The 24,318-nt window shown below is 69.6% G+C and carries 25 protein-coding genes; 3 read left to right on the top strand and 22 right to left on the bottom strand.

Going from position 1 to position 24,318, the window contains the following annotated elements:
- Nucleotides 1-20: 20 nt before the first annotated feature.
- Nucleotides 21-2,075, top strand: a complete 2,055-nt coding sequence (locus QRN26_RS06665) for a maltotransferase domain-containing protein (RefSeq protein WP_285035962.1) — start codon at nt 21-23, stop codon at nt 2,073-2,075.
- Nucleotides 2,072-4,354, top strand: coding sequence for a 1,4-alpha-glucan branching protein GlgB (glgB, locus tag QRN26_RS06660; RefSeq protein WP_285035960.1), 2,283 nt, complete (start codon nt 2,072-2,074; stop codon nt 4,352-4,354). Before QRN26_RS06665 ends, glgB begins: the two co-directional genes overlap by 4 nt.
- 84 nt (nt 4,355-4,438) lie before the next feature.
- Here glgB and QRN26_RS06655 read toward each other — a convergent pair whose 3' ends face one another.
- The 11 genes from QRN26_RS06655 to rpsB form a co-directional block, all read right to left on the bottom strand.
- Entirely contained in the window at nt 4,439-5,431 is a 993-nt protein-coding gene (locus QRN26_RS06655; RefSeq protein WP_285035959.1) for a tetratricopeptide repeat protein, read from the bottom strand.
- Nucleotides 5,428-7,296 carry a DUF8094 domain-containing protein gene (locus QRN26_RS06650; protein ID WP_285035958.1) on the bottom strand — a complete coding sequence of 623 codons (1,869 nt, stop codon included), beginning with the start codon at nt 7,294-7,296 and terminating at the stop codon, nt 5,428-5,430. Before QRN26_RS06650 ends, QRN26_RS06655 begins: the two co-directional genes overlap by 4 nt.
- Before the next feature lie 119 nt (nt 7,297-7,415).
- Complete coding sequence (locus QRN26_RS06645; protein WP_056778044.1) at nt 7,416-8,159, bottom strand: alpha/beta hydrolase; 744 nt, start codon at nt 8,157-8,159, stop codon at nt 7,416-7,418.
- A gap of 55 nt (nt 8,160-8,214) precedes the next feature.
- Nucleotides 8,215-8,505: an Rv1322 family protein gene (locus tag QRN26_RS06640; protein ID WP_082455836.1), complete on the bottom strand. Its 291-nt coding sequence runs from the start codon at nt 8,503-8,505 to the stop codon at nt 8,215-8,217.
- A gap of 56 nt (nt 8,506-8,561) precedes the next feature.
- Entirely contained in the window at nt 8,562-9,230 is a 669-nt protein-coding gene (locus tag QRN26_RS06635; protein WP_200921020.1) for an aggregation-promoting factor C-terminal-like domain-containing protein, read from the bottom strand.
- 75 nt (nt 9,231-9,305) lie between these two features.
- On the bottom strand, nt 9,306-9,863 hold the full coding sequence (locus QRN26_RS06630; RefSeq protein ID WP_235522551.1) for a DivIVA domain-containing protein: 558 nt from the start codon (nt 9,861-9,863) through the stop codon (nt 9,306-9,308).
- 55 nt (nt 9,864-9,918) lie between these two features.
- Complete coding sequence (locus QRN26_RS06625; protein ID WP_235522552.1) at nt 9,919-10,965, bottom strand: phosphatidate cytidylyltransferase; 1,047 nt, start codon at nt 10,963-10,965, stop codon at nt 9,919-9,921.
- A gap of 71 nt (nt 10,966-11,036) precedes the next feature.
- Nucleotides 11,037-11,591 (bottom strand): ribosome recycling factor, encoded by a 555-nt coding sequence (frr, locus tag QRN26_RS06620; RefSeq protein WP_056006819.1) that lies wholly within the window; start codon nt 11,589-11,591, stop codon nt 11,037-11,039.
- 72 nt (nt 11,592-11,663) lie between these two features.
- Nucleotides 11,664-12,377 carry a UMP kinase gene (pyrH, locus tag QRN26_RS06615; protein ID WP_285035952.1) on the bottom strand — a complete coding sequence of 238 codons (714 nt, stop codon included), beginning with the start codon at nt 12,375-12,377 and terminating at the stop codon, nt 11,664-11,666.
- Nucleotides 12,378-12,546: 169 nt separating this feature from the next.
- Nucleotides 12,547-13,374 carry a translation elongation factor Ts gene (gene tsf, locus QRN26_RS06610; protein WP_194669724.1) on the bottom strand — a complete coding sequence of 276 codons (828 nt, stop codon included), beginning with the start codon at nt 13,372-13,374 and terminating at the stop codon, nt 12,547-12,549.
- 18 nt (nt 13,375-13,392) lie between these two features.
- Entirely contained in the window at nt 13,393-14,319 is a 927-nt protein-coding gene (gene rpsB / locus QRN26_RS06605) for a 30S ribosomal protein S2 (RefSeq protein ID WP_056006828.1), read from the bottom strand.
- A gap of 314 nt (nt 14,320-14,633) precedes the next feature.
- On the opposite strand from rpsB, the gene QRN26_RS06600 reads away from it, so the two are divergent.
- On the top strand, nt 14,634-15,158 hold the full coding sequence (locus QRN26_RS06600) for a murein hydrolase activator EnvC family protein (protein WP_285035949.1): 525 nt from the start codon (nt 14,634-14,636) through the stop codon (nt 15,156-15,158).
- Here QRN26_RS06600 and QRN26_RS06595 read toward each other — a convergent pair.
- The 11 genes from QRN26_RS06595 to QRN26_RS06545 form a co-directional block, all read right to left on the bottom strand.
- Complete coding sequence (locus tag QRN26_RS06595) at nt 15,131-16,060, bottom strand: tyrosine recombinase XerC (RefSeq protein WP_285035948.1); 930 nt, start codon at nt 16,058-16,060, stop codon at nt 15,131-15,133. The two genes, QRN26_RS06600 and QRN26_RS06595, sit on opposite strands and share 28 nt — an antisense overlap.
- Nucleotides 16,061-16,117: 57 nt before the next feature.
- The gene (dprA, locus tag QRN26_RS06590) at nt 16,118-17,407 is read right to left on the bottom strand and encodes a DNA-processing protein DprA (RefSeq protein WP_285035947.1); all 1,290 of its coding nucleotides are present in this window, start codon (nt 17,405-17,407) and stop codon (nt 16,118-16,120) included.
- Complete coding sequence (locus QRN26_RS06585; RefSeq protein WP_056778058.1) at nt 17,404-18,933, bottom strand: YifB family Mg chelatase-like AAA ATPase; 1,530 nt, start codon at nt 18,931-18,933, stop codon at nt 17,404-17,406. Before QRN26_RS06585 ends, dprA begins: the two co-directional genes overlap by 4 nt.
- Nucleotides 18,933-19,289, bottom strand: a complete 357-nt coding sequence (locus QRN26_RS06580; RefSeq protein WP_056006838.1) for a YraN family protein — start codon at nt 19,287-19,289, stop codon at nt 18,933-18,935. The genes QRN26_RS06585 and QRN26_RS06580 overlap by 1 nt, the downstream gene beginning before the upstream one ends.
- A gap of 123 nt (nt 19,290-19,412) precedes the next feature.
- Nucleotides 19,413-19,736 (bottom strand): DUF2469 domain-containing protein, encoded by a 324-nt coding sequence (locus QRN26_RS06575; RefSeq protein ID WP_056006841.1) that lies wholly within the window; start codon nt 19,734-19,736, stop codon nt 19,413-19,415.
- 12 nt (nt 19,737-19,748) lie between these two features.
- Nucleotides 19,749-20,393: a ribonuclease HII gene (rnhB, locus tag QRN26_RS06570; protein WP_056006844.1), complete on the bottom strand. Its 645-nt coding sequence runs from the start codon at nt 20,391-20,393 to the stop codon at nt 19,749-19,751.
- Complete coding sequence (gene lepB / locus QRN26_RS06565) at nt 20,393-21,142, bottom strand: signal peptidase I (RefSeq protein WP_056006848.1); 750 nt, start codon at nt 21,140-21,142, stop codon at nt 20,393-20,395. Before lepB ends, rnhB begins: the two co-directional genes overlap by 1 nt.
- A gap of 75 nt (nt 21,143-21,217) precedes the next feature.
- The gene (gene rplS, locus QRN26_RS06560) at nt 21,218-21,565 is read right to left on the bottom strand and encodes a 50S ribosomal protein L19 (RefSeq protein ID WP_056006851.1); all 348 of its coding nucleotides are present in this window, start codon (nt 21,563-21,565) and stop codon (nt 21,218-21,220) included.
- A gap of 164 nt (nt 21,566-21,729) precedes the next feature.
- Entirely contained in the window at nt 21,730-22,257 is a 528-nt protein-coding gene (locus tag QRN26_RS06555; RefSeq protein ID WP_285035943.1) for a hypothetical protein, read from the bottom strand.
- A 76-nt stretch (nt 22,258-22,333) separates the two neighbouring features.
- A complete protein-coding gene (locus QRN26_RS06550) occupies nt 22,334-22,993 on the bottom strand; it encodes a LuxR C-terminal-related transcriptional regulator (protein ID WP_285035941.1) in 660 nt (219 codons plus the stop codon).
- A complete protein-coding gene (locus tag QRN26_RS06545; RefSeq protein ID WP_285035939.1) occupies nt 22,990-24,243 on the bottom strand; it encodes an ATP-binding protein in 1,254 nt (417 codons plus the stop codon). Before QRN26_RS06545 ends, QRN26_RS06550 begins: the two co-directional genes overlap by 4 nt.
- Between the last annotated feature and the right edge of the window lie 75 nt (nt 24,244-24,318).

The following is a 24,318-nucleotide window of genomic DNA, read 5'->3' as shown; positions in this document are numbered from 1 at the left end:
CGAAGGAGATGGAACGCACTATGCCGAAGTCAGTACCGCAGTCCTCCACCGTCGACGACGCCGGAACGGTGTCGCTCACACTCACCCCGAACATCGGGCGCATCCCGATCCTCGATCCGACCCCCTCCGTCGAAGGCGGGCGTTGGCCGGCCAAGGCGTTCTCGGGAGAGGTGGTCCCCTTCGGGGCGACCGCGTTCCGAGAAGGCCATGACCTCATCGGGGTCGAGCTCCTGCTCACCGACCCCCGCGGGAAGACGGTGGCCCATCGGATGGCGCCGGGCGCTCCCGGTACCGACCGCTTCGAGGTCCAGGTCCAGCTCGCCACCGAGGGGACCTGGAGCTACCAGGTGCGTGCCTTCGCCGACGAGTTCGCCACCTGGGAGCACAACGCCCGGGTGAAGATCGAGGCCGGCATCGACGTCGAGCTCATGTACCTCATCGGAGCGGAACTGCTCGAGCGGGCCACGACCGACAAGCTCCGACCAGCCAAGGACCGCCGATTCCTCACCACGGCCGCCAAGCTGCTCCGCGACGCCGAAGCCGATGCGGACGCGAGGTTCGCCGTCCTCGACGATGCGGAACTGCTCGCCATCGCCGCACGACGTCCGTTCGCCGGGCTCGCCAGCACCAGTGAGCAGCGACGCATCCGCGTCGAACGCACACGCGCCGGCGTCGGCTCGTGGTACGAGTTCTTCCCCCGGTCGGAGGGCGCCGAGCAGCGCCCCGACGGATCCTGGGCCTCCGGCACCTTCCGGACGGCCGCAGCGCGCCTCCCCGCCGTGGCCGCGATGGGCTTCGACGTCCTGTACCTGCCGCCCATCCACCCGATCGGTGAGACGTTCCGCAAGGGACCCAACAACACCCTGACCCCCGGCGAACACGACCCGGGATCCCCCTGGGCCATCGGTGGTGCCGCCGGCGGCCACGACGCGATCCATCCCGACCTCGGAACCGAGAAGGACTTCGTCTCCTTCGTCCGTCAGGCGAAGAAGTTCGGCCTGGAGATCGCACTGGACCTCGCCCTGCAGGCCTCGCCCGACCACCCCTGGGTGACCGAGCACCCTGAGTGGTTCACGACACTGCCGGACGGCACGATCGCGTACGCGGAGAACCCGCCGAAGAAGTACCAGGACATCTACCCGGTGAACTTCGACAACGACCCGGAGGGCATCCGCACCGAGGTGCTGCGCATCGTCCGCCACTGGATCTCGCTCGGTGTCCGCATCTTCCGGGTCGACAACCCGCACACCAAGCCGCTCGACTTCTGGGAGTGGCTCCTCGCGACGGTCAACCGCACCGACCCCGACGTCGTCTTCCTCGCGGAGGCGTTCACCCGTCCGGCGCTCCTGCAGGGGCTCGCGAAGGCTGGCTTCCAGCAGAGCTACACGTACTTCACCTGGCGGAACACGAAGGAGGAACTCGAGGAGTTCCTCGGCGCGGCGGCCACCGAGACCGCCGACTTCCTCCGCCCGAACCTGTTCGTGAACACCCCCGACATCCTGACGGAATACCTCCAGTTCGGTGGACGCGCCGCGTACAAGGTGCGTGCGGCCATCGCGGCGACGGCAGCGCCCACCTGGGGGGTGTACGCCGGGTACGAGCTCATCGAGAACGTCGCCCGCCCGGGCGCCGAGGAGAACATCGACAGCGAGAAGTTCGAGTACCGGCCGCGGGACTGGGCGGCGGCCGAAGAGGCCGGGACGTCGCTGTCGCCGTACCTCACCCTCCTCAACCAGATCCGGCGGACGCACCCCGCGCTCCGGCAGCTGCGCAACATCAGCTTCCACTGGAGCGACGACGACCAGATCCTCGTCTACAGCAAGCACCTCGACGAGCGGTTCACCGGGACGGGTGAGCCGGACACGATCGTCGTCGTCGCCAACCTCGACCCGCACTCCGTACGACAGACCATGGTGCACCTCGACCAGACGGTCTTCGGCGGCGTGCCAGGAGGCACCTTCGACGTCACCGACCTCGTGACCGGGGCCGAGTGGATCTGGTCCGACAGCAACTTCGTGCGCCTCGACGCCTTCACCGAACCCGTGCACATCCTGAGCGTGAGGATCCGACCATGACGACCATCCCCCCATCCGCCGACGGTGCCGCGGCTCCGAAGCGCTCGGGTCGCCGGGCTGCCGCTCCCCTGGCCGCCGAGGTGGCTCCGCCCCCGCGTGAGCTCCCGCTCCCGTCCGTCGACGACTGGATCCTCGACGCGGTCTCGGAGGGCCGCTACCACGATCCGCACCAGATCCTCGGGCAGCACCTCGTCGATTTGGGCGGGGTGAGCGACCCACTCGTCGTGGTGCGCGCGCGTCGCCCCCTGGCCGAGCAGGTCACTGCGGTCCTCGCGAACGGAGCACGCGTGGAGCTCGCCCACGTCCGCTCCGGCATCTGGCAGGGTTTCCACGTCGACGGCATCCTCGACTACACGCTCGACGCGCGCTATGGGGACGGCTCGACCTGGAACGCCGACGACCCCTACCGCTTCGCCCCGTCCATCGGCGAGCTCGACCTCCACCTCATCGGTGAGGGACGCCACGAACGGCTCTGGGACGCCCTCGGTGCACACGTGACCGAGCAGCAGGGTGTCACCGGCACCGCGTTCGCCGTGTGGGCACCACACGCGCGGGCCGTCCGCGTCATCGGCGACCTCAACTCGTGGGACGGCACCGCGCACGCGATGCGGAACATGGGAGCCACCGGGGTCTGGGAGCTCTTCATCCCGGGTGTCGGTCCCGGAGAGCTGTACCGGTTCGAGATCCTGGCCCAGGACGGCCGCTGGGTCCGACGATCCGACCCCATGGCCCGGTTCACCGAGCGGTCCCCCGCGACCGCATCCGTGACGGGTGTCAGCGACCACCGCTGGAACGACGCCGACTGGATGGAGCGTCGGGCCGCGAGCGACCCGCACAACGGCCCGATGAGCGTCTACGAGCTCCACGTCGGGTCGTGGCGTCCCGGCCTCGGCTACCGCGACCTCGCCGACCAGCTCATCGAGTACATCGGCGAGCTCGGGTACACGCACGTGGAGTTCATGCCGCTGGCCGAGCACCCCTTCGGCGGCTCCTGGGGCTACCAGGTGACCGGCTACTACGCTCCGACGAGCCGGTTCGGTTCGAGCGACGATTTGAAGTACCTGATCGACCGACTCCACGGCGCCGGGATCGGCGTCCTGATGGACTGGGTCCCCGGCCACTTCCCGAAGGACGAGTGGGCCCTCGCGAACTTCGACGGCCAGCCCCTGTACGAGCACCCGGACCCGCGACGCGGCGAGCAGCCGGATTGGGGCACGCTCGTGTTCGATTTCGGCCAGCCCCAGGTCAAGAACTTCCTCGTCGCCAACGCCCTGTACTGGCTCGAGGAGTTCCACGTCGACGGTCTCCGCGTGGATGCCGTCGCCTCGATGCTCTACCTCGACTACTCGAGGAAGGACGGCGAGTGGCTCCCGAACGTCCACGGAGGACGCGAGAACCTCGAGGCCATCAGCCTGCTCCAGGAAGCGAACGCGACCGCGTACCGCCGCAACCCCGGCATCGTGATGATCGCCGAGGAGTCGACCAGTTGGCCCGGCGTCACCGCGCCGACGAGCGAGGGCGGCCTCGGCTTCGGCCTGAAGTGGAACATGGGTTGGATGCACGACTCGCTCGAGTACATGCAGTACGACCCGCTGTACCGCTCGCACCACCACGGTGAGATCACGTTCTCGATGGTCTACGCCTTCAGCGAGAACTTCCTCCTGCCGATCAGCCACGACGAGGTCGTCCACGGGAAGGGCTCGCTGCTGGCGAAGATGCCGGGTGACCACTGGCAGCAGCTCGCCAACATGCGCGCCTACCTCGCGTTCATGTGGGCCCACCCGGGCAAGCAGCTCCTCTTCATGGGTCAGGAGTTCGGCCAGCCGTCCGAATGGTCGGAGGAACGCGGGCTGGACTGGTGGATCCTCGATCAGCCGAGCCACCGCGCCCTGCTCGGGCTCGTCGCGCGGCTCAACGCGGTGTACACCGAGCATCCCGCGCTCTGGGCGCTCGACCACGACCCCGCCGGCTTCGAGTGGCTCGACGGCGGCGACGCGCAGAACAGCGTGCTGTCGTTCATCCGCTCCGACGACGAGGGCAACGTCATCGCCGCGCTCGTCAACTTCTCCGGAGCGCCGGTCGGGCCTTATCGCGTCGGCCTCCCGCGCGCCGGCAGATGGGAGGAGCTGCTCAACACGGACGCCGTCGAGTACGGCGGATCGGGTGTCGGGAACTACGGATCGATCGAGGCGACGGCGGCACCGTGGGCCGGCCGGCCGGCCTCCGCGGAACTCACCCTCCCCCCGCTCGGCATGATCTGGTTGAAGCACGTCGGCTGAGCCGGGCGGTCGCGTCCCGGCTGCAGCACGAAGGCCCGCCTCCTGAGGGAGGCGGGCCTTCGTCGTCCGCTGGACCGGGACGGATCAGTAGAGCAGGCCGGTCAACCGCGCCCGAGCCCGCATGACGCGGGGATCGGTGACACCGGCGACCTGGAACAGCTCGAGCAGGCGCGTCCGGACCGTGTCCTTGTCGGCCTGGTCGAGCTCGGGGAACATCGTGAGCAGTCGGTCGAAGGCGTCGTCGACGTGACCGCCGGACAGGTCGAGGTCGGCGACCGCCAACTGAGCGTCGAGGTCGGCGGGAGCGGCTGCAGCCCGACTGCGGATCTCCTCCAACGTCTTCCCGCCGAGACGGTGCAGGAGCCGTACCTGGGCGAGGCCGGCCACGGCCATGTCGTCCTTCGGGTTCTGGGCGATGGCTTTCTCGTACGCGGCGATGGCCGTCGGGTAGTCGGCGCGCTCGATGGCCTCGTACGCCTCCGCGTGCAGCGGCGGCAGGGGCGGCTCCACCGGCTCCGCCTCCTCGGCTGCGGTCGCTCCGTCGGCGACGACAGCGCGGCCGGAGACGCCGTTCTGCGCGGCCAGCTGGAGCAATTGCTCGATGACCTCACGCACCTGGGACTCGGGGATCGCACCGTTGAACATCGGCACGGGACGGCCACCGACGACCGCGACGACCATCGGGATCGACTGGGCCTGGAACGCCTGCGAGAGCTGCGGGTTCGCATCGACGTCGACCTTGGCGAGCACGAACCGACCGGCGTATTCCTCAGCGAGACGTTCGAGCACCGGCGAGAGCTGCTTACAGGGCCCGCACCATTCCGCCCACAGGTCGATCACGACCGGGACGACGGAGGACAGTTCGACGACCTGGCCGAATCCGTCGTCCGTCGCGTCGAAGACGAACGACGGGACGTCGACGGTCTGTCCGGTGGTCGCGCCGGGTGCCTCCGCGGGGGCGCCTGACTGGCCCGGCTGAGCTGGAGCTCCGGCGGGCGGTGCCTGGTGGCGACGGGCGAGGCCGGACAGGTCGACGGCGCCGCGCAGGTGCGCCGCGCTCGGCTCCGCGGCGCTCACGGGAGCTCCGATGCGGCGGTGAGGGTCTGGGTGAAACCGAGCAAGGTGATCTTCTCTCCGGAGTTGACGGCTGGCACGTAGAACAGGAGCTGGTCACCGTAGGTGGCCTGCGTCCCCTTCGCGCTCTCGGTGATCCCGGAGAGCGCGGCGACGGAACCCTGAGGTTTCACGGTAGCACCGGCGGTGACGACGCTGACCGTCTCACCCTCCTGGACGTTGACCGCCACGATCGCACCCGAGTCGTTGGTCGCCAGCGCGACGTTCGGACCGGTCCCGGCGACGGCCGAGAAGGCGATGCTCGCGGTCGTCGGCAAGCCGGCGGCCTTCGTCGCCCGGTCGGCGGCGACCTGCGTGCGGAAGACGTCGCCGTCGGCGTCGAAGAGGCCGGCGAACGAACTCGCGTCACCGTTGGTGATGATGTCGGCGTACGCCGCCGCGATCTGCTCGGGCGGCATGACGAGCAGCTTCGAGTCCGGCGGCACACTCGCGGCGCCGATCGTCGCCGGAGCGACGTTCTCGAGCCGTGCGCCTTCGAGGAGCTTCTCCGCGTAGACGACCTGGTAGTTCGACCGCGGGTCCTCCTGCGTCATGACGAGGACGGTCGGCGAAACCGTCTCGTCCGACTTGTCCTGGATCGCGGTCATGACGGTGCGGGGCCAGGCGTCGGTCGCCTGCGGCAGGGTGAGGGTGACGGGCGACGCCGGGATGGGCGTCGCACCGGCGGCGTCGGCGACCTTCGCACGGAGGGCGTAGTTGGCGGTGCGTTCCGCGAGCGCCGGACCGGCGAACCGGACCGCTGCGGCGGTGCCGTCGAGCGCGGCGTCGGCCTCGGAGGCAGCGGTCGAGATGCGCGACACGATGCGCTCGACCTGGGGAACGGTGACGACGGGAGCAGCGAAGTCCTGATCCTGGCTGTCGGCCGGGAGATCGGTCGCGGTCACCGTCGGCGTCGGGGACGGAGCACCGATCGTGGGCCAGTAGTCCTGTGAACATCCGCTGAGCCCGAGCGTCCCGACGAGGACGAGGGGCACACCGATCACCAGGGAACGGCGGAGCGGACCGCGCTTGGTCTTGCCTGCACCGAGTTCTCGGGGGCGACGCGGCTTCGGCTGTCTCGACATCTTGGTGAGGCCCTTCCGTCCTTGGCCGGGACCCTTGCGGCGCGGGCCGCGGGAGCGACGCATCCGCTGGATGCCCGACAGGTACAACACGATGCCGGCCAGGAGGACGACGATGCCGCCGGCGATCAGCGGCCCGGCCCACGGGGTGGCGTTGTCGAGGGGCCAGGAGAGACGGAGTGAATCCGGGGCGGCGGCGCTGCCATCGGTCGCGACGAGGACGTCGATGTCCTTCGGGAGGTTCATCGTCGCGATGACGGCGCCCGCCTCGTCGTACTCGCCGAGCCAGAGGTCCGACCCGCGCGGGTCGGGACCCTTGTCGTCGGCCGGGGCGGCTGCGGTCGGCTCCGGGGAGGGAGCGCTCGAGGGCTGGTCGCTCGGTGACGCGTCACCGTCGTCCGTGGAGTCGTCGGCGTCCGGGACGACGCTCGTCGTCGTCAGCGCGGTCCCCGCGCTGTTGACCCCGACCCGGCTGTAGGGCTCGTCGCCCAGCCAGGCGGTGATGTCGTCCGCGCGACCGTAGCTCATGAACACCTGTGTGTCGCCGCCGGCGCTCGCGACGATCGACTGCGCCCCCGGCTGCGACTGCAGCACACTCCCGGGGATGACGATGAAGCGGTCTCCGTCGTCCACCGTCGTCGACAGGCTGAACGTGCCCGGTTGGAGGAACACGGTCCGTTGCGCGATGCCGGTCACGATCATGACGGCAGCCACGACGAACGCGGCGATGGCGAGAACGAAACGCACGGAATACTCTCCTCTGGCGCCGGGGACGACGCGGGTGATCATGCGCCCGACGGGCTCCGGCGGGTCGGGCCGGCACGAGACGCAGGTGGTTCAGGCTATCGGACGTGACTGGGAGGCTGCTAGACGGCTGCTGAACGCTCGGGCGTCGGCCAGTGCGTCGGCAGCGGCAGTGCCGCAGGGTGCACCGCGGCCACGATCTCGGTGAGGACGCGTCGGGTCTGACTCTCCCCCACCCAGAGGTGCTTCGCACCGTCGACCGGTACGAGCGTCGCCCCCGGGAGGACGCCGAAACGCTCCGTCGCCTCCGGTGGCCGGAGGAAGTCGTCGAACTCCGGGACGAGCACGATCATCGGGCGTTCGTCGGCGGCCCACGCGCGCAACTCGTCGTCGGTGGTGCGGTGGAGCGGCGGCGAGAGGAGGATCACCCCGTCGACGGCCGCTTCGCGTCCGTACTTCAACGCCAGCTCGGTTCCGAAGGACCACCCGAGCAACCACGGATGCGGGAGTCCGCGCTCGGCGACGAAGGCCAACGCCGCCTCGACGTCCGCCCGTTCGCCCACACCACCGTCGAAGGCGCCGTCGCTCGTCCCGCGGGGTGACGAGGTCCCCCGCGTGTTGAACCGGAGGACCGCGATCCCCGCCAGGGCCGGCAGGCGTGCGGCGGCCTTCCGGAGCACATGGGAGTCCATGAACCCACCAGCGGTCGGCAGCGGGTGCAGGGTCACCAGGGTGGCGACGATCGGGCCGTCCGCCGGCACGGCGAGCTCACCGACGAGGGTCAGGCCGTCGCTGGTGTGCAGCTCGATGTCCTCGCGGACGGCGGGCAACTCGGTCCCGCCGCGGATCTCGATGGTGTCGGTCATGTGATGTCTCCTCCTCGGAGCGGATCGTCGGCGTCTCCGGGCGACCGGAGCGCCCTCAACGGATCCGCCAACAACGGTCATGCCAATGGCGTCGAGCGGCGATGTCCGCCTGATCGCCCAGCACGCCGTCCGCGCGCCAGGTCACCACGTGCGCGGTACCCGGCGGGATCGTCTGCCCGCAGCCCGGGCAGACGTAGGTCTTCTGTGCGCTGGAACCGGACACCGGTTGGACATTCCAGGAGCCGTCCCGGTGGTCTTCGGTGCGCTTCCACCCGGCGAGCAGCCGGTCGAGCCCGTTGCCTTCGTCGTCGCCGGGCCGAGGCCGATGGCGGTGATGTCGAGGCATGGGTCAAGTCTAGGCACAGCCTCCCCGACACCCGTCGAGCGGGCGCGCGGGTCGGGTCAGTACCAGCCGTTCGACTCCGAGTGAGCCCACGCACCGCACGGCGTGCTGTACCGGCTCGTGATGTACCCGAGCCCCCAGGTGATCTGCGTGGCCGGGTTGGTCGCCCAGTCCGCCCCTGCAGACGCCATCTTCGAGCCGGGCAGTGCCTGCGGGATGCCGGTCGCGCCGGAGCTCGCGTTGTACGCGTACACGTTCCAGCCGGACTCACGGTTCCACAGGGATACGAGGCAGCTGTACTCGCCCTCTCCCCAACCGTTCGCCATGACCATGTCGTACGCGATGGCCTGAGCCGTACCCGGGTCGGGTGTTCCCGCCGCGGGCGCACTGCCGGACGACGAACCCTTGTCCGTCGCGGCCGGGGCGGCCACGGGTGGCGGCGGGGGCGGCGGAGCGACGACCTCGTAGCTGTCGCGGGCGAAGGTGTACTGGAAGTTCGAGCTGGCGACCACCGACTGCGCGGCGTTCCCGCCGAACTGCGCCTGCTTCTCGGCGTAGGAGGATGCCACCACGCTCGAGGTCGGGTCGACCATCGTCACCGCCACGAAGCCGAACGCCGCGGTGGCCGCGAAGATCCCGAGGACCTTCTTGCCACGCGAACGCGGACGACGGTAGGACTGAACAGCCTTGCCGGAGTTCGGCTGGGCTGATGGTTTCCACGGAGTCACGTCAGTTGAGTGTTGAGGCACGATGCATCGATGGTAGCCGAGAACACCGGAACAGGCCACCGGAGAGGAGGACCCTCAGCGAACCGCCAGCATGACGTCGACGACGCTGTCGAGGAGGGCGTCGACCTGCGACTCTCGATAGCCCGCCCATTCGTTGCGGAAGACGGCGGTTCGGACACGGTCGACACTGAGCGGCGTCCCGTCGTGGAAATAGGCGACGAGGCGGTCGGCCAGAGCGTCGACGTCCTTCCGGCTGTACCCCCGCGCGAGGAGGCTCACCCGGTTGAACCGTTGGCCCTCGGGACGGGTCAGCCGGTTGAGGATGACCTGGGCGGTGCCGCGGGCGTCACGGAGCCACTCCTTCGCGCCGCGCTCCTCGACGGACCGCTCGCGCTCCCGCAGGGAGAAGGCGTCCTCGAGGCGCTCCAGTGCGGCGTCGACGTGCTCGGTGCTGTACCCGCCGCGCACCAGCCGGAAGGCGACCCGACGGATGTCCTCTGCGGACAGCACGGTGTCGGCGTCGGCCTCGGCGTCCTGTGCGTACGCCGCGCGAGCGCGGTCGAGGAACTCGTCGACCTCGGCTGGATCGTAGCCACGCTTCGAACGCTTGGAGGTGGGGAAGATCGTGCTCACCGGACCATTCTCCCCCATGACGGACTGATCGAGCGAAACCGAGCTTGCCGGCGACTCAGCTCGCGAGCGAACCGAAGACCAGGTAGACGACGTAGGCGACGACGGCCGACGGCAGGATGGAGTCCAGCCGATCCAGGAATCCGCCGTGCCCGGGAAGCCAGGAACTCATGTCCTTGACGCCGATGTCGCGTTTGATGAGCGACTCGGCGAGATCGCCGACCGTCGCGCTCCCGAGGAGCAGGAGACCGAGGAGCACACCGACCCACCACGGGACGCCCAGCATCAGGATCGCCAGGAGGACGCCGGCCACGACCGCCGCGACGCCGGCCCCGGCGAAGCCCTCCCACGTCTTGTTCGGACTGATCACGGGCGCCATCTTGTGCTTGCCGAACGACAGACCGCTCGCGTAGGCGCCGACGTCGACGCAGATGACGAGGATCAGGAAGGCGAGCGTCCACCACTCCCCGTCCGGTTGGGCGACGAGGTAGACGGCGAAGGACGCGAGGAACGGCACGTAGACCTGGATGAAGGTCCCCGAGGCCAGATCCCGGACGAGCGTCGGGAGATCCGTGCGCCTGGTGGCGATCAGCTGCTCGGCCACCCGCCAGACGATCACCAGCAGGATGCCGAGGAGGACGACCGACCAGCGCCACACGTCGTGCAGGAAGAACGCGGCCGGTTGCATGGCGACCGCCGAGATCACCGTCGGGATCGCCGGAACCCGACGGCCGGTGTGCTCGAGGGCCTTCCGCAGTTCCAGTGCTGCGAAGGCCACTACGGCCGACGCGAGCACCACGAAGATCACCTTGAAGATGATGAGGCTCACGAGCATGATGCCGCCGGCCGCCACCCCGATGAGGATGGCGTTGACCAGGTTGCGGCCGACACGAGCCTCGATGCGCTCGTTCGTCGCATCGAACTGCGCCTTCGTGGCCTGGACCTGGCGCTCGATGTCGGCCCTGGTGACCTCGACCTGGCGCTCGAACTTGGCCCGACGGTCCTTCAGCTGCGACCGCAGCTCCTGCGGTCCGAGCTTGCCGGCTTTGCCGGGTTCCGGCGTCGTCGGCTCAGTCGACCGCCCGGAAGCGACATCGTCTTCCACAGGTACCTCCAGCGGGCCGGCCGTCGATCGATTGACCGGGCGGCGAACGGAATCAGCGGACGGACAGCGGCTCAGATCGAGAGCAGCTCGGTCTCCTTGGCCTTCAGCGCGGCGTCGACGGCGTCGATGTGCGACTTGGTGACCGCCTCGAGCTCCTTCTCTCCGCGCGCGACATCGTCATCGCCGACCTCGCTCTTGAGTGCCTCGAGGTCGTCCTTGCCCTTGCGACGGATGTTCCGGATGGAGACCTTCGCGTCCTCGCCCTTGCCGCGGACGATCTTCACGTACTCCTTGCGACGCTCGGCGGTCAGCTCGGGCATCGTGACCCGGATGACCGTGCCGTCGTTCGTCGGGTTGGCGCCGAGGTTCGGGATGTCTCGGATCGCCTGCTCGATGTCGCGCAGCGCGGTCTTGTCGTAGGGCGTCACGACGATGGTGCGCGCCTCCTGGTTCTGCAGGGAGGCGAGCTGGGCGAGCGGGGTCGGCGTGCCGTAGTAGCTCACCAGCACCTTCTGGAACAGCTGGGGGTTGGCGCGACCCGTACGCACCGTGGCGAAGTCATCCTTCGCGGCCTCGACGGCCTTCGACATCCGGGTACCAACATCCGAGAGGACATCCGCGATCACGAGCACTCCTTTGATTGCATTACTGGGTTCAGTCTAGTCGGGCGACGGCGCAGGACCTGGCCGCCCTGCCGCCTACGCGGAGGTGACGAGGGTGCCGATCGCAGCGCCACGGATGGCTGCCGTCACGTTCCCGGCGGGTTCCATGCCGAAGACCCGCATCGGCATGCCGTTGTCCATGCAGAGGCTGAACGCCGTCGAGTCGACGACCTTCAGGCCGCGCTGGAGGGCCTCCTGGTAGGAGATCGTGTCGATCTTCGTCGCGGTCTGGTCGACGCGCGGGTCGGCGGTGTAGACCCCGTCGACACCGTTCTTCGCGACGAGCACCTCGACGGCGCCGATCTCCAGCGCGCGCTGCGCCGAGACGGTGTCGGTCGAGAAGTAGGGCAGCCCTGCGCCGGCACCGAAGATCACGACGCGACCCTTCTCGAGGTGACGCTCCGCGCGGAGCGGGATGTACGGCTCGGCGACCTGCGTCATGGCGATGGCGGACTGCACGCGGGTCGCTGCGCCGGCCTGCTCCAGGAAGTCCTGGAGCGCCAAGGCGTTCATCACCGTTCCGAGCATGCCCATGTAGTCGGCTCGCCCGCGGTCCATCCCGCGCTGGCTGAGCTCGGCACCACGGAAGAAGTTGCCTCCTCCGACGACCACGGCGACCTCGACCTCGGCGGTCGCTTCGGCGATCTCTCGGGCGATCGACCCGACGACGTCGGGATTGACGCCCAGCTGGCCGCCTCCGAACGCCTCACCTGACAGCTTGAGCAGTACCCTGCGCTTCTTCTCCGGCATCCGCCTGTCCTCCCTCGTCCCTCACACAACTTAGTGCCCGGAGCCACGCGCTGTCCGCGACAACCGGCGACTCCTCGGCTGGATCATCACCGATCCGGCGTGCACGGACATGCCCGTGCACGCAAAGGGGTCCGGATCGCCACTGGCGATCCGGACCCCGTCACAACTGCTACGCGCCGACCTTGAAGCGGGCGAACCCGGTCACGGTGAGGCCCGCGTCAGCGAGCACCTTCTGCACGGACAGCTTGTTGTCCTTGGCGTAGTCCTGCTCGAGGAGCGCCACCTGCTTGAAGTACGAGGTCACTCGGCCTTCGACGATCTTCGGCAGAGCCGCCTCGGGCTTGCCCTCGTTCTTCGAGATCTCGGTGACGATCTCGCGCTCCTTCTCGACCTCGTCGGCCGGGACGTCGTCGCGGCTGAGGTAGGACGGGTTGGCGAAGGAGATGTGCTGCGCGATGCTGCGAGCCGTCTCCGCGTCGTCACCCGTGTAGCCGACGACCACGCCGACCTGCGCTGGCAGGTCCTTGTTGGTCTTGTGGAGGTACACGGCGAAGTGCTCGCCCTGGACCACCGCGAGGCGGCGGAGTTCGAACTTCTCACCGATGATCGCTGCGGAGTCGGCGATGACCTCGGCGACGGTCTTGCCGTCGGCCGGAGCCGCGTTCCCCTCTTCGACGGTGGTCGCGCCGGCGGCGACGACCGCGTCGAGGACGAGGTCGGCGAGGGCGAGGAACTTCTCACCCTTCGCGACGAAGTCGGTCTCGCAGGCGAGCTCGATGAGGGTGGCGGTGTCGCCGTTCTCCTTCGCGGCGACGAGGCCTTCGCTCGTGGAGCGGTCGGCACGCTTCGCGTTGCCCTTCGCACCCTTGAGGCGGAGGATCTCGGTCGCCTTCTCGACGTCGCCATCGGCTTCGACGAGTGCGTTCTTGGTGTCGACCATGCCGGTGCCGAGCTGCTCGCGCAGCACCTTCAGGTCAGCAAGAGAAAAGTTTGCCATTGCTGGTGATCTCCTTGATTACTTCTCGTCGGCGACGGGCTCGGCTGCAGCTGCACCCGCGGCGTCGTCGGCGGACTCGGTTGCGGCGACCTCGACGTCTTCGACGGCGGGGGCGGACTCGACGGCGTCGGTCGCGGCGATGGCCTCATCGGCGACCTTCGCGGTCTCGGCGGAACCCTGCTCGCCACCCTGGAGCAGCTCCTGCTCCCACTCGGCGAGCGGCTCGGCCGGGGCGTCGCCCTCGGTCGGCTTCTGGTGGCGCTGGATGAGCCCCTCGGCGGCGGCGTCGGCGATGATGCGCGTCAGCAGGCCGACGGAACGGATCGCGTCGTCGTTACCCGGGATCGGGTACGTGACCTCGTCGGGGTCGCAGTTGGTGTCGAGGATGCCGATGACGGGGATGCCGAGCTTGCGCGCCTCGTCGATCGCGAGGTGCTCCTTCTTGGTGTCGACGACCCAGAGCGCGGACGGCGTCTTCGAGAGGTTGCGGATACCACCGAGCGACTTGTGGAGCTTGTCCAGCTCGCGCTTCTTGATGAGGAGTTCCTTCTTGGTGAAGCCGCTCTTCGAGGCGTCTTCGAAGTCGAGCTCCTCGAGCTCCTTCATCCGGGCGAGTCGCTTCGACACCGTCTGGAAGTTGGTGAGGAGGCCACCGAGCCAACGCTGGTTGACGTAGGGCTGGCCGACGCGCGTCGCCTGCTCGGCGATGACTTCCTGCGCCTGCTTCTTCGTACCGACGAAGAGGATGGTGCCGCCGTGGGCGACCGTCTCCTTGACGAAGTCGAAGGCCTGGTCGATGTAGCCGAGCGACTGCTGCAGGTCGATGATGTAGATGCCGGAACGCTCGGTGAAGATGAACCGCTTCATCTTCGGGTTCCAACGGCGGGTCTGGTGCCCGAAGTGCACGCCGCTGTCGAGCAGCTGGCGGATGGTTACGACGGCCATGAGCCGTTCTCCTGTTCTGCGCTCGCCACCGCACCGCTGACGCGGACGGGTGGGAGTGCCTCGGTTGTCTGACGGACCGGATGGCCTCGTCCCTGGTGCCCGGCGCACGTCCGCCGCGCTCCGGAGAGCGAGGACCGAATGGAAGTGGAGGCCGAAATGGCACGCGTAGTCACCCCGACGAGCGAGGTGCTCCGTTCAGCATAGCATCCGGACACCGTGACGACCGCGCTCCACAACCGCCTCGACACCTCGCACGCTGCGCTCACCCGATTCCCCGTGGAACCCGGGTGTCCCGCTTCCGGGAACCTCGGATGATGACCATCTCCATCACGCTCCGCCTGCTCTCCGTCTGCCTGCTGCTCGGCACGCCGTCGAACGGCTCCGCCGTGACGCCGGCCTGGTCCTGGCCCCTCGTTCCCCCGCACCCGGTCGTCGCCCCCTTCGTCGCTCCTCCGGATCCGTACTCGGCGGGCCATCGCGGGATCGACATCGCGGCGAGCCCAGGAGCACCGGTCACAGCCGCGGCCGCCGGCGTCGTGACCTTCAGCGGGACGGTGGTGGACCGGCCGCTGGTCGTGATCCGGCACGACGATGGACACGTCTCCAGCATCGAACCGGTCGTGGGCTCGGTGGAGGTCGGCAGCTCCGTGCCGCGTGGAGCGCCGATCGGGACGGTCGGCAGTGGCGGACATTGCGCCGACCGGTGCGTGCACTTCGGGGTGCGACGCGACGGCGTCTACGTCAACCCGATGTTGCTGCTCGGCGAGGTCCCACCGGCGGTCCTGCTCCCGCTGACCGCGACGGCGGCGGCTCAGGCCCGTGGATGGGCGCTGCGGTAGCTCTCCTTGATGCGCTCGACGGAGACGTGCGTGTAGATCTGCGTCGTCGCGAGGCTGGCGTGCCCCAGGAGTTCCTGGACCGCTCGCAGGTCGGCCCCGCCGTCGAGGAGGTGCGTCGCGGCCGTGTGACGCAGGGCGTGGGGTCCCGCCGGGCCGCCGCCGGGCACGGCGTCGAGGAGCCGGGCGACGAGGGTGTACACGGAGCGCGGGCCGAGCCGGCCACCGCGGGCGCCGAGGAACAGGGCCGCGCCGGGGGCCGGTCGACCGTCGCTCGAGCGGACCCGAGCCGCGAGCTGCGGTCGAGCGCTCGTGAGGTAGTCGACGATCGCCGACTGCGCTGGGACACCGAACGGCACCACGCGTTCCTTGTCACCCTTCCCGGTCACGCGGACGGTGAGTCGGTCGAGATCGAGGTCGTCCCGGTCGAGGCCGCAGAGCTCGGAGACACGGAGCGCCGACGCGTACAGGAGCTCGACGACGGCGAGGTCGCGGAGCGCGTTCGGCTCGCCCGACGCCGCGCGGTCCTCGAGCCCGGCGAGCAGCTCGTCGAAGGGCCCGCGGCCGACGACCCGGGGAAGGGTCCGACCGGTCTTCGGACTCCGGAGGCGTGCCGCGACGTCCGCGTCGACCCTGCCCGTCCGGAGGAGCCAGGCGCTCCAGGCCTTGGCCGTGGCGGTCCGTCTGGCGAGCGTCGCCTTGGATGAGCCCGATTCGGACGCCACCCAGAGCCAGTCACGCAGGAGGTCGAGGGTCACACCGCTCACGTCGTCGACGTCGCGTCCGCTGGCGAAGTCGGCGAGCTGCCGGAGATCGGATGCGTAGGCGCGAACGGTCTGCGGCGAGAGCCGACGCTCGGAGACGAGATGCTCCGAGAAGGCGGCTGCGCTCGTCTCGATGTCCACCTCCACAGCTTGCCGCACGGGCGCGGCGGCGCGTCCCTCCCCCGCCGATCGTGCACGTCATGCTCGTCCGGCGTGGAGCACCCATCCGTGTTCGCGCTCCGAGACGACCCCGGCGAGGTCCAGCGCGCCGAGCACGCCCGTCACCTCGCGCAGGCTCAGACCGCTCTCCTTCGCGATCGCGTCGACGCTGCGCGCCGAGCGGACACTCATGGCATCACGGACGCGGCGCTCCTCGACGGAGGCGTACGCCTCGCCCGTGTCGTCCAGCGCGCTCCACCCGGCGAGCTCGGCCATCTGTTCGGCGTTCGTCACGCACGTGGCGGCATACTCGCGGATCAGCCGGTGACAGCCTGCGGAAGAAGGACTCGTGACGGGGCCCGGGACAGCCCCGAGCGGTCGTCCGAGCGACGCCGCGTGGCCTGCGGTGTTGATGGACCCCGAGCGACTCCCCGCCTCGAGGACGACCGTTGCGGACGAGGCGGCGGCGATGAGTCGGTTGCGCTGCAGGAACCGCCATTTCGAGGGCACCGAACCACACGGCGATTCGCTGACCACGGCACCGCCCGATTCGCGGATCCGACGGATCAGGGCGTCGTGACCCGCCGGATAGGGACGATCCACCCCTCCGGCGAGGTACGCCACGGTCATCCCACCGCTCCCGAGCGCAGCACGGTGGGCCGCACCGTCGATACCGTACGCGGCACCGGAGACGATCGTGAAGGCCCGGTCGACGAGCCCTGCCGCGGCCTCAGCGGTCACGTGCTCGCCATAGCCGGACGCGGCCCGCGCACCGACCATCGCGATCGAGCGGGCGGAGACGGGTGCTCCGGGATCGCCCCGCAGCCACAGGGCGTGAGGGGCGTGCACGTCGAGATCGCCGAAGCCCGAATGCCAGCCGGGGCCGCCGGGCAGGATCAGCCGGGCACCGACGCTGATCGCCGTCTCACAGGCGGCGACGAGGTCCGCGGACACGAGTCTGGGACGCCAGCGCTCGAGTGCGTTGCCGAGCACGCGGGAAGCTGGAGGTGCTGCCGGCTCGTCGGTGTCCGATGACGCCGGGGTGTCCGCTCCCGGCCAGCCGCTCGCCAGGATCCGGCGCTGCAGCTCCGTCGGCCCGGCCCGCTCGATCACGGCCGAAAGCGCCTCCGCCGGACCGAGTGCGGCGACCACGAACCCGGAGACACCGTCGCCGGGTTCCGCGATCATCGTCCACGCGGCCCTGGCGAACGCCTCGCGCACGCCCTCGGCGTCGGAGACGACGCCTGCCCCGTCGGCATCCGGATCGTTCCCGAGTGGCCGGACGAGCCTGTCGATCAGCGTGCTGTCCAACCCGAACCAGGAGCTCATGAGATGCCCTTCCGGAGGAAGAGCGCCCGGCCGAGGTGCTCCGCCGTGGGGCTGACGGCGTCGTCGAGGTCGGCGAGCGTCCACGCCAATCGGAGGATCCGGTCGTACCCGCGCATCGTGATCCCGCCGCGCTCGAGCGATCGGTCGAGCGCCACCGTGACCGATCTGGCGAGACGCATCCGCGGGCTCCGGAGCCAGGTGCCGCTGGCCTGCGCGTTCGTCGTCCAGCCGGTGCCCGCCAATCGTTCGGCGCTCGCGCTCCGGACGGCTTCGACCCGGGCACGGGCCTCGGCGGTGGACAGCCCGCCCTCCTGCGAGAGGCCGGACAGCGCCGAGGTGATCCGTGAGACACGGACCCGGATGTCGATGCGGTCGAGGAGCGGTCCGGACACCCGTCCGAGATACCGCCGCCTGGCCTGCGGCGGACAGGTGCAGACACCGTCCGCCGTGCCGTACTGCCCGCAGGGACATGGGTTGGCGGCGAGGACGAGCTGGAAGGCGGCCGGGAAGGTCGCACTGCCGTGCGCACGGTGGACGGTGACGACACCCGACTCGAGCGGTTGCCGCAGCGAGTCGAGGACGTCCGCCCGGAACTCGGGTGCCTCGTCGAGGAAGAGCACCCCGTGCGCTGCCCGTGCCGCAGCCCCCGGCCGGATCTGCCGAGAACCTCCGCCGATGATCGCCGCAGCCGAGGACGAGTGATGGGGGCTCTCCCAGGGCGGTCTGCGCACGAGGGATCCGTCCGGTGGGAGGCCGATCAGGGACCGGAGACAGCTGACCTCGACGGCGGCGTCCGGGCCGAGATCGGGGAGGATCTCCGGCAACCGGGCGGCGAGCATGGTCTTGCCCGCACCCGGTGGTCCAACCATCATGACGTGGTGACCACCGGCGGCGGCGGCGACCATCGCCTCGACCGCGTCCGGCTGACCGACGACGTCGGCCAGGTCGAGCGGGTCCGGCTCCGGCAGTTTCTCGACCCGCTGCCGGACCGGCTCCAGGTCGATGGGCGTCAGTTCGGCGCCGTGCCAGATCGCCGCGTCGCGCAGCGACGTCGCGCCGATGACGGTGACCCCGGGGACGAGCTGTGCCTCCGCGACGTTGGCGGTCGGCACCATGACCGCGTCGTAGCCCGCGCGAGCCACGGCGAGCACCGCGGGGAGCACACCCGTGAGCGGCCGCAGCCGACCGTCGAGTCCGAGCTCACCGAGATGCACCACCCGCTCGGCGGACTCCCGGCGGACGAGGCCGCCGACGGCGAGACAGGCGATGGCGATGGAGAGGTCGAACGCACTCCCCTGCTTCGGCAACGACGCCGGCGACAGGTTGATCGTGAGCTTGCCGCCCGGCAACGGGCAACCCGAGTTCGCCGTCGCGCTCTTGATCCGGTGCGCGGCCTCGCCGAGGGACTTGTCGGGGAGTCCGACGATCGCCATGCCGGGGACCGTCGCCGACGCCGACGCCTCGACCTCAACGATCGACCCCGTGAGCCCGGCGAGGGCGACGGACCAGGTGCGCGCCACGGCCATCAGGACACCCCTCTGAGGTGCTCGAGACGCACGCCGCCCTCCGGCGGCAGCACGATCCCGACGACGTCGACGCGCATCCGCCTCGACCGTGGATGGTGCTCGGCGCACCATGCCCCGGCAAGGCGGCCGATCCTCGCGAGCTTGCGAGCGGTGACCGCCTCCGTCGGGTCTCCGAACCCGACACCGGAACGGGTCTTCACCTCGACGAAGACGAGGGTGCCGTCGTCGTCGGCGACCACGTCGAGCTCGCCCTGCGGGCATCGCCAATTGCGATCCAGGATGCGGAACCCGCACGCCTCGAGATGTTCCGTCGCCACCTGCTCGCCCCGACGGCCGAGCTCGTCCTTCCGTGCCATGTGCACCTCCTGGCACCCAGCCAAGCGGGACGGAGGAGGTTCGGATGCGCCGGGTGACGTGGGAGCGAGGATCGGGGCGACGGACCGTCCTGTGGAGCGGGGTCGGCGGCGAGCGAGTGTCGGTTACTCGTCGAGCGTGAGCTCCTTGGGCAGCTCGAAGTCGCGCGAGGAGAGCTGCTCCACGTTGACGTCCTTGAAGGTGAGGACGCGGACGCTCTTGACGAAGCGGTCGGAGCGGTACACGTCCCAGACCCAGACGTCGGTCATCGAGAGCTCGAAGTAGAAGTCGTTCGCCGTGTCGCGTCGAACGAGCTCGACCTCGTTGGCGAGGTAGAACCGGCGCTCGGTCTCGATCACGTACTTGAACTGCCCCACGACGTCGCGGTATTCGCGGTAGAGGGCCAGTTCGACCTCGCGGTCGTAGTCTTCGAACTCGTCTTCGTCCATGGTCTCTCTATCCTACGTGTAGGCCGGCAGCCAGCTGCTCCGGTGGTGCAGCGTCAGACCGTGCTCCGTCAGCGCCGCCAGGTGGTGGACCGAGCCGTAGCCCTTGTTCCCCTGCCAGCCGTACTCCGGCAGCGTCTCGTGCAGCTCGATCATGAGCCGATCCCGATGCACCTTGGCGAGGACCGACGCCGCCGCGACGGAAGCACAGTCGCGGTCCGCCTTCACGCGGGTGGTGATCGTGAGCGGGCGATGGAGCGAACGGCTCAGCCAGTCACTGTTCCCGTCGAGGAGCACGGTCGACCCCGTGACGTCGGCTCCGACGGCGTGGAGCTCGAGCAACGCACGGCGCCCGGCCAGGCCGAGGCAGGCCGTGATGCCGAGTTCGTCGACCTCCGCCGGACTCGCCAGCCCGACCGCGCCGTAGAGCACCCACTCGCGGGTGAGCGGCTCCATGCGGGTCCGTGCCTGCTCACTCAGCAGCTTGGAGTCGCGGAGCCCGACGGGGAACGGACCACACGCCGGGGCGACGACCGCCGCGCCGACCGCCACCGGTCCCGCGATGGCGCCCCTGCCGACCTCGTCCATGCCGATGACCGACGGGACCCCCGCGGCGAACAGTCCGTGCTCGACCTCGAGGGTCGGTTCGCTGACCGCCATCACTCCTTCTCTGGAGCGGGGATGCCCTGGAACACCGAGGGGTAGTTGTCGAGCCAGGCCCAGTTGCTGGACGGCCAGGTGATGACGAACGCCCGCCCGACGACGTTGTCGATCGGGACGAACCCGCCACCAGGCGTGTCGGCGTTGTACCGGGAGTCCTTCGAGTTGTAGCGGTTGTCGCCCATGACCCAGAGCGAGCCCTCCGGCACCACGATGTCGAACGCGTCGCCGGAGACCTTCTCGGTGCCCGCGGGGAGCTTCACGTACGGCTCGTTGAGCGGCACGCCGTTGACCGTCATCTGGCCGAGCGGGTTACAGCACGTGACGTGGTCGCCCGGGAGCCCGATGACGCGCTTGATGAGGTGGTCGTCGCTGTCGGGGGCGACGAGACCGAAGATCGACAGGACCCATTCGACAGCAGCGGTGGCCGGCGGCTGCGGGGGCTCGACCGTCTGCGGCAGCCAGCCGCCCGGATCCTGGAAGACGACGACGTCGCCGCGGTTCAGGGCGACCACGTCCGGGACGAGCTCGTTCACCAGGATGCGGTCCTGGATCTGCAGGGTGTTCTCCATCGACCCGGACGGGATGTAGAACGACCGGACGAGGAAGGTCTTGATGAGGAAGGAGACCAACAACGCGACCACGAAGATGATGAGGAGGTCGCGAAGGAAGAGCAGCGCTCCGCGTTTCCCGCGTGGGCGCTGCTTGTGGTCGGGCGACGCGTCTGCCGCCAGGGAATTGTCTGTCATTTAACCGCCTGAGCTCCCCACCAGCTTATCCGGTGGGGAGCTCAGGAATGATCGCGCAGGCGACCGCGAGGACGACTAGTTGTCGCGCTTCTCCTTGATCTTCGCCTTCTTGCCACGCAGTTCGCGCAGGTAGTAGAGCTTGGCGCGACGGACGTCACCGCGGGTGACGACCTCGATGTGGTCGATGTTCGGGGAGTGGACCGGGAAGGTGCGCTCGACGCCGACCTGGTAGCTCACCTTGCGGACGGTGAAGGTCTCGCGGACGCCCTCGTTGGAGCGGCCGATGACGACACCCTGGAAGACCTGGATACGGGACTTGTTGCCCTCGATGATGTTCACGTGCACCTTGACGTTGTCGCCGGCGCGGAAGTCGGGGATGTCCGACTTGAGGGATGCTGCATCGACTGAGTCGAGAATGTGCATGATGATTCCATCTCTGCGACCGCCACAGGTCGACCGCTGAATACGTTCGGAAGGAAGGGTGTGCCCGTTGCCGGCGTTCCCCTGTGGCAGAACTGCGGAGGCACAAACAGCAATTGTGTCATGAAAGCGTTCCGGATGGGTAACCGGGCGCGTCCGACGCCTCCTCAGCGACGTTCGTCGGGCTTCTTCTCTTCGATGACGATGAACTCGCCGCCGTCGATCGGCCCGGGTTCGAACCGCTGCGCGGGTGGGATCGAGGATCCGGGTACCGTTCCCGGAGCGGCGGCGGCCATCCGCTCGAACTCCGCCATCGTCTCGCGCGCACGGCGCGTCGTCTCGGAGACGAGCTGGGCGATGACGCCCCAGAACGCGGCGAGCCCGGCGACGACGCCGAGCACGGCCCAGAGGGCCACACCCGAGCTGAACGAGCCGAAGCAGATGATCGTGACGTGCCAGAGGGCGAGCAGCCCGACATCGGTCCAGGAGACGAGGCGTGTCGTGCGGACACTCGCGCGGGCCGAGATGAGGAAGGCGATCGCGGCGAGCGCGATGGCGAGGATCGGCATCGCGATGAACAGCCCGACGAGGCTCCAGCCGCTCTCGCCGAACAGACCCCATCCGACGAACGGCCAGGCGGGCAGGACGAAGATCGCGATGAATCGCCAGTAGAAGAACGCCCGCCGGATGATCATTTCCCCAGGGTACCGTCGGGTCCCCTGGCGTGCGCTGGGCGTTCGCTCACGGCCGAGCCGCGGCAGACGGGACCTGTCAGAGCAGCTTGCGTTGCAGCGCCCAGGCGGCGAGCTCGTGGCGCGAGGACAGCTGGAGCTTGCGGAGGACGCTCGAGACATGGGTCTCGACGGTCTTGACGGAGATGAACAGCTCGGTCGCGGCCTCCTTGTAGGCGTATCCGCGCGCGATGAGCCGCATGACCTCCTGCTCGCGGGCGGAGAGGCGGTCGAGTTCGTCGACGGACTGGGCCGTCTCCCCCGCCACGGCACCGAAGGCGTCGAGCACGAAGCCGGCCAGACGAGGTGAGAAGACGGCGTCGCCGTCGTCGACGCGTCTCGCCGCCTCTGCGACCTCCGCGCCCGAGGAGCTCTTCGTGATGTAGCCGCGCGCTCCCGCCCTGATGACCCGGACCACGTCTTCGGCGGCATCCGACACGCTGAGCGCGAGGAACCGCGTGGCGGGCACGATCGCGGCCGAGCCGGCGATGACGTCGGCTCCCCCGCCACCGGAACCGCCCGGCAGGTGGACGTCGAGCAGCACGACCTGTGGGCGGGTCTCCGCGATGACCCGGATCGCCTCCTCGACGTCTCCCGCCTCGCCGAGGACGTCGATCCCCGGCCCGAGCTCGCTGCGGAGCCCGGAACGGAAGATCGAGTGGTCGTCGACGATCACGACGGTCAGTGGTCGCTCGCTCATGGTCGGCTCCTCGGAACGGTCTGGACGGGTGCGGGCCGCGGCGCGGGCGGCGCGGCGTCGTGGACAGGCAGGACGAGACGGACCTCGGTGCCGCGGCCGCCGGGTCGCGAACGGATCGTCGCTTCACCACCGATGCGCTGCATGCGGCCGATGATCGACTCACGGACCCCGAGGCGGTCGCGCGGGACCTGCTCGAGGTCGAAGCCGGGACCGCGGTCGGAGATCGACACCTCGATCCGTTGCGGTGCCGTCTCGAGGTAGACGGACACGTCGCCGCCCGCGTGACGCGCCGCGTTGAGCACGGCCTCCCGCGCGGCGGCGAGGAGCGGTTCGGGAGCGTCGTCGACGGGCCGCCCCACCGCGACGACGTCGACGCGCACCGCGTGGTCCGCTTCCACCGCGGCCGCGATGGTCCGCAGCTCGGTAGCCAGATCGCCCGTCGGAGCGGTCCCGCCGGAGAAGAGCCAGTTCCGCAGCTCACGCTCCTGCGCCCTGGCCAGACGGGACGCCTCGCTGCCGGGCCCGGCCTGCTGCTGGATGAGCGCGAGCGTCTGGAGCACCGAGTCGTGCAGGTGCGCCGCGATCTCGGCGCGGTCGGCCTCCCGCATCCGCGCGGCTCGCTCGTCTGCGAGGTCGCGGTTGAGCTGGAGCGCCCAGGGGGCGATCACCACCGCGACCCCGAGGAGGACGGCGAGCGCGGCGACGATGACCGTCCACATGTTCGGGCGATCGCCGGTCACGAAGAAGAGGAGGATGCCGAGGACGACGAGGACGAGCGCTCCGAGCACGCGGATCAGGAGCGCGCGGGAGCCCTCACCACGACCACGCTCGCCGAACTGCCTCCACGCGAGCGCGGCACCCGCGAGGACGACGATCACGGGGATGACGGCCTCGAGCGGGATGTCCATCCCGGTCCGCGTCGCGATCAGCGCGGTCCCGGCCGCGAGCAGGGCGATGCCGAGGAGCACCTCCGTGATCGGCGCCCGACGAGGAATGTCGGAGTCCGCTGCGCCATCGGTCGAGGCAGGCCGCAGCAGGTGCTCGCGAGGATCGATCGGTGCATCGACACCCTGCGTGGGTGTCATGACCCACAGCCACACGTAGAGGAGCAGACCCGCTCCGCCGCAGCAGGCGAGGATGACCGTCGCCGTCCGCACCGCGGCGGCGGGGAGACCGGTGTGCTCGGCGAAGCCGGCGCAGACGCCGCCGAGCAGGCGGCGCCTCGGACGGATCATCACCTCGGTTCCCATGGAGCCATCCAAGCAGTTCGGGGTGCGGTCGGCACCCTGGGAGGTCAGGTTCAGGGTGCGCTCAGGGTCATGCCG

The organism is Plantibacter sp. ME-Dv--P-095 (assembly GCF_030209365.1).
Classification (GTDB): Bacteria; Actinomycetota; Actinomycetes; order Actinomycetales; family Microbacteriaceae; genus Plantibacter.
This window is presented reverse-complemented; position numbering and strand designations above follow the sequence as displayed.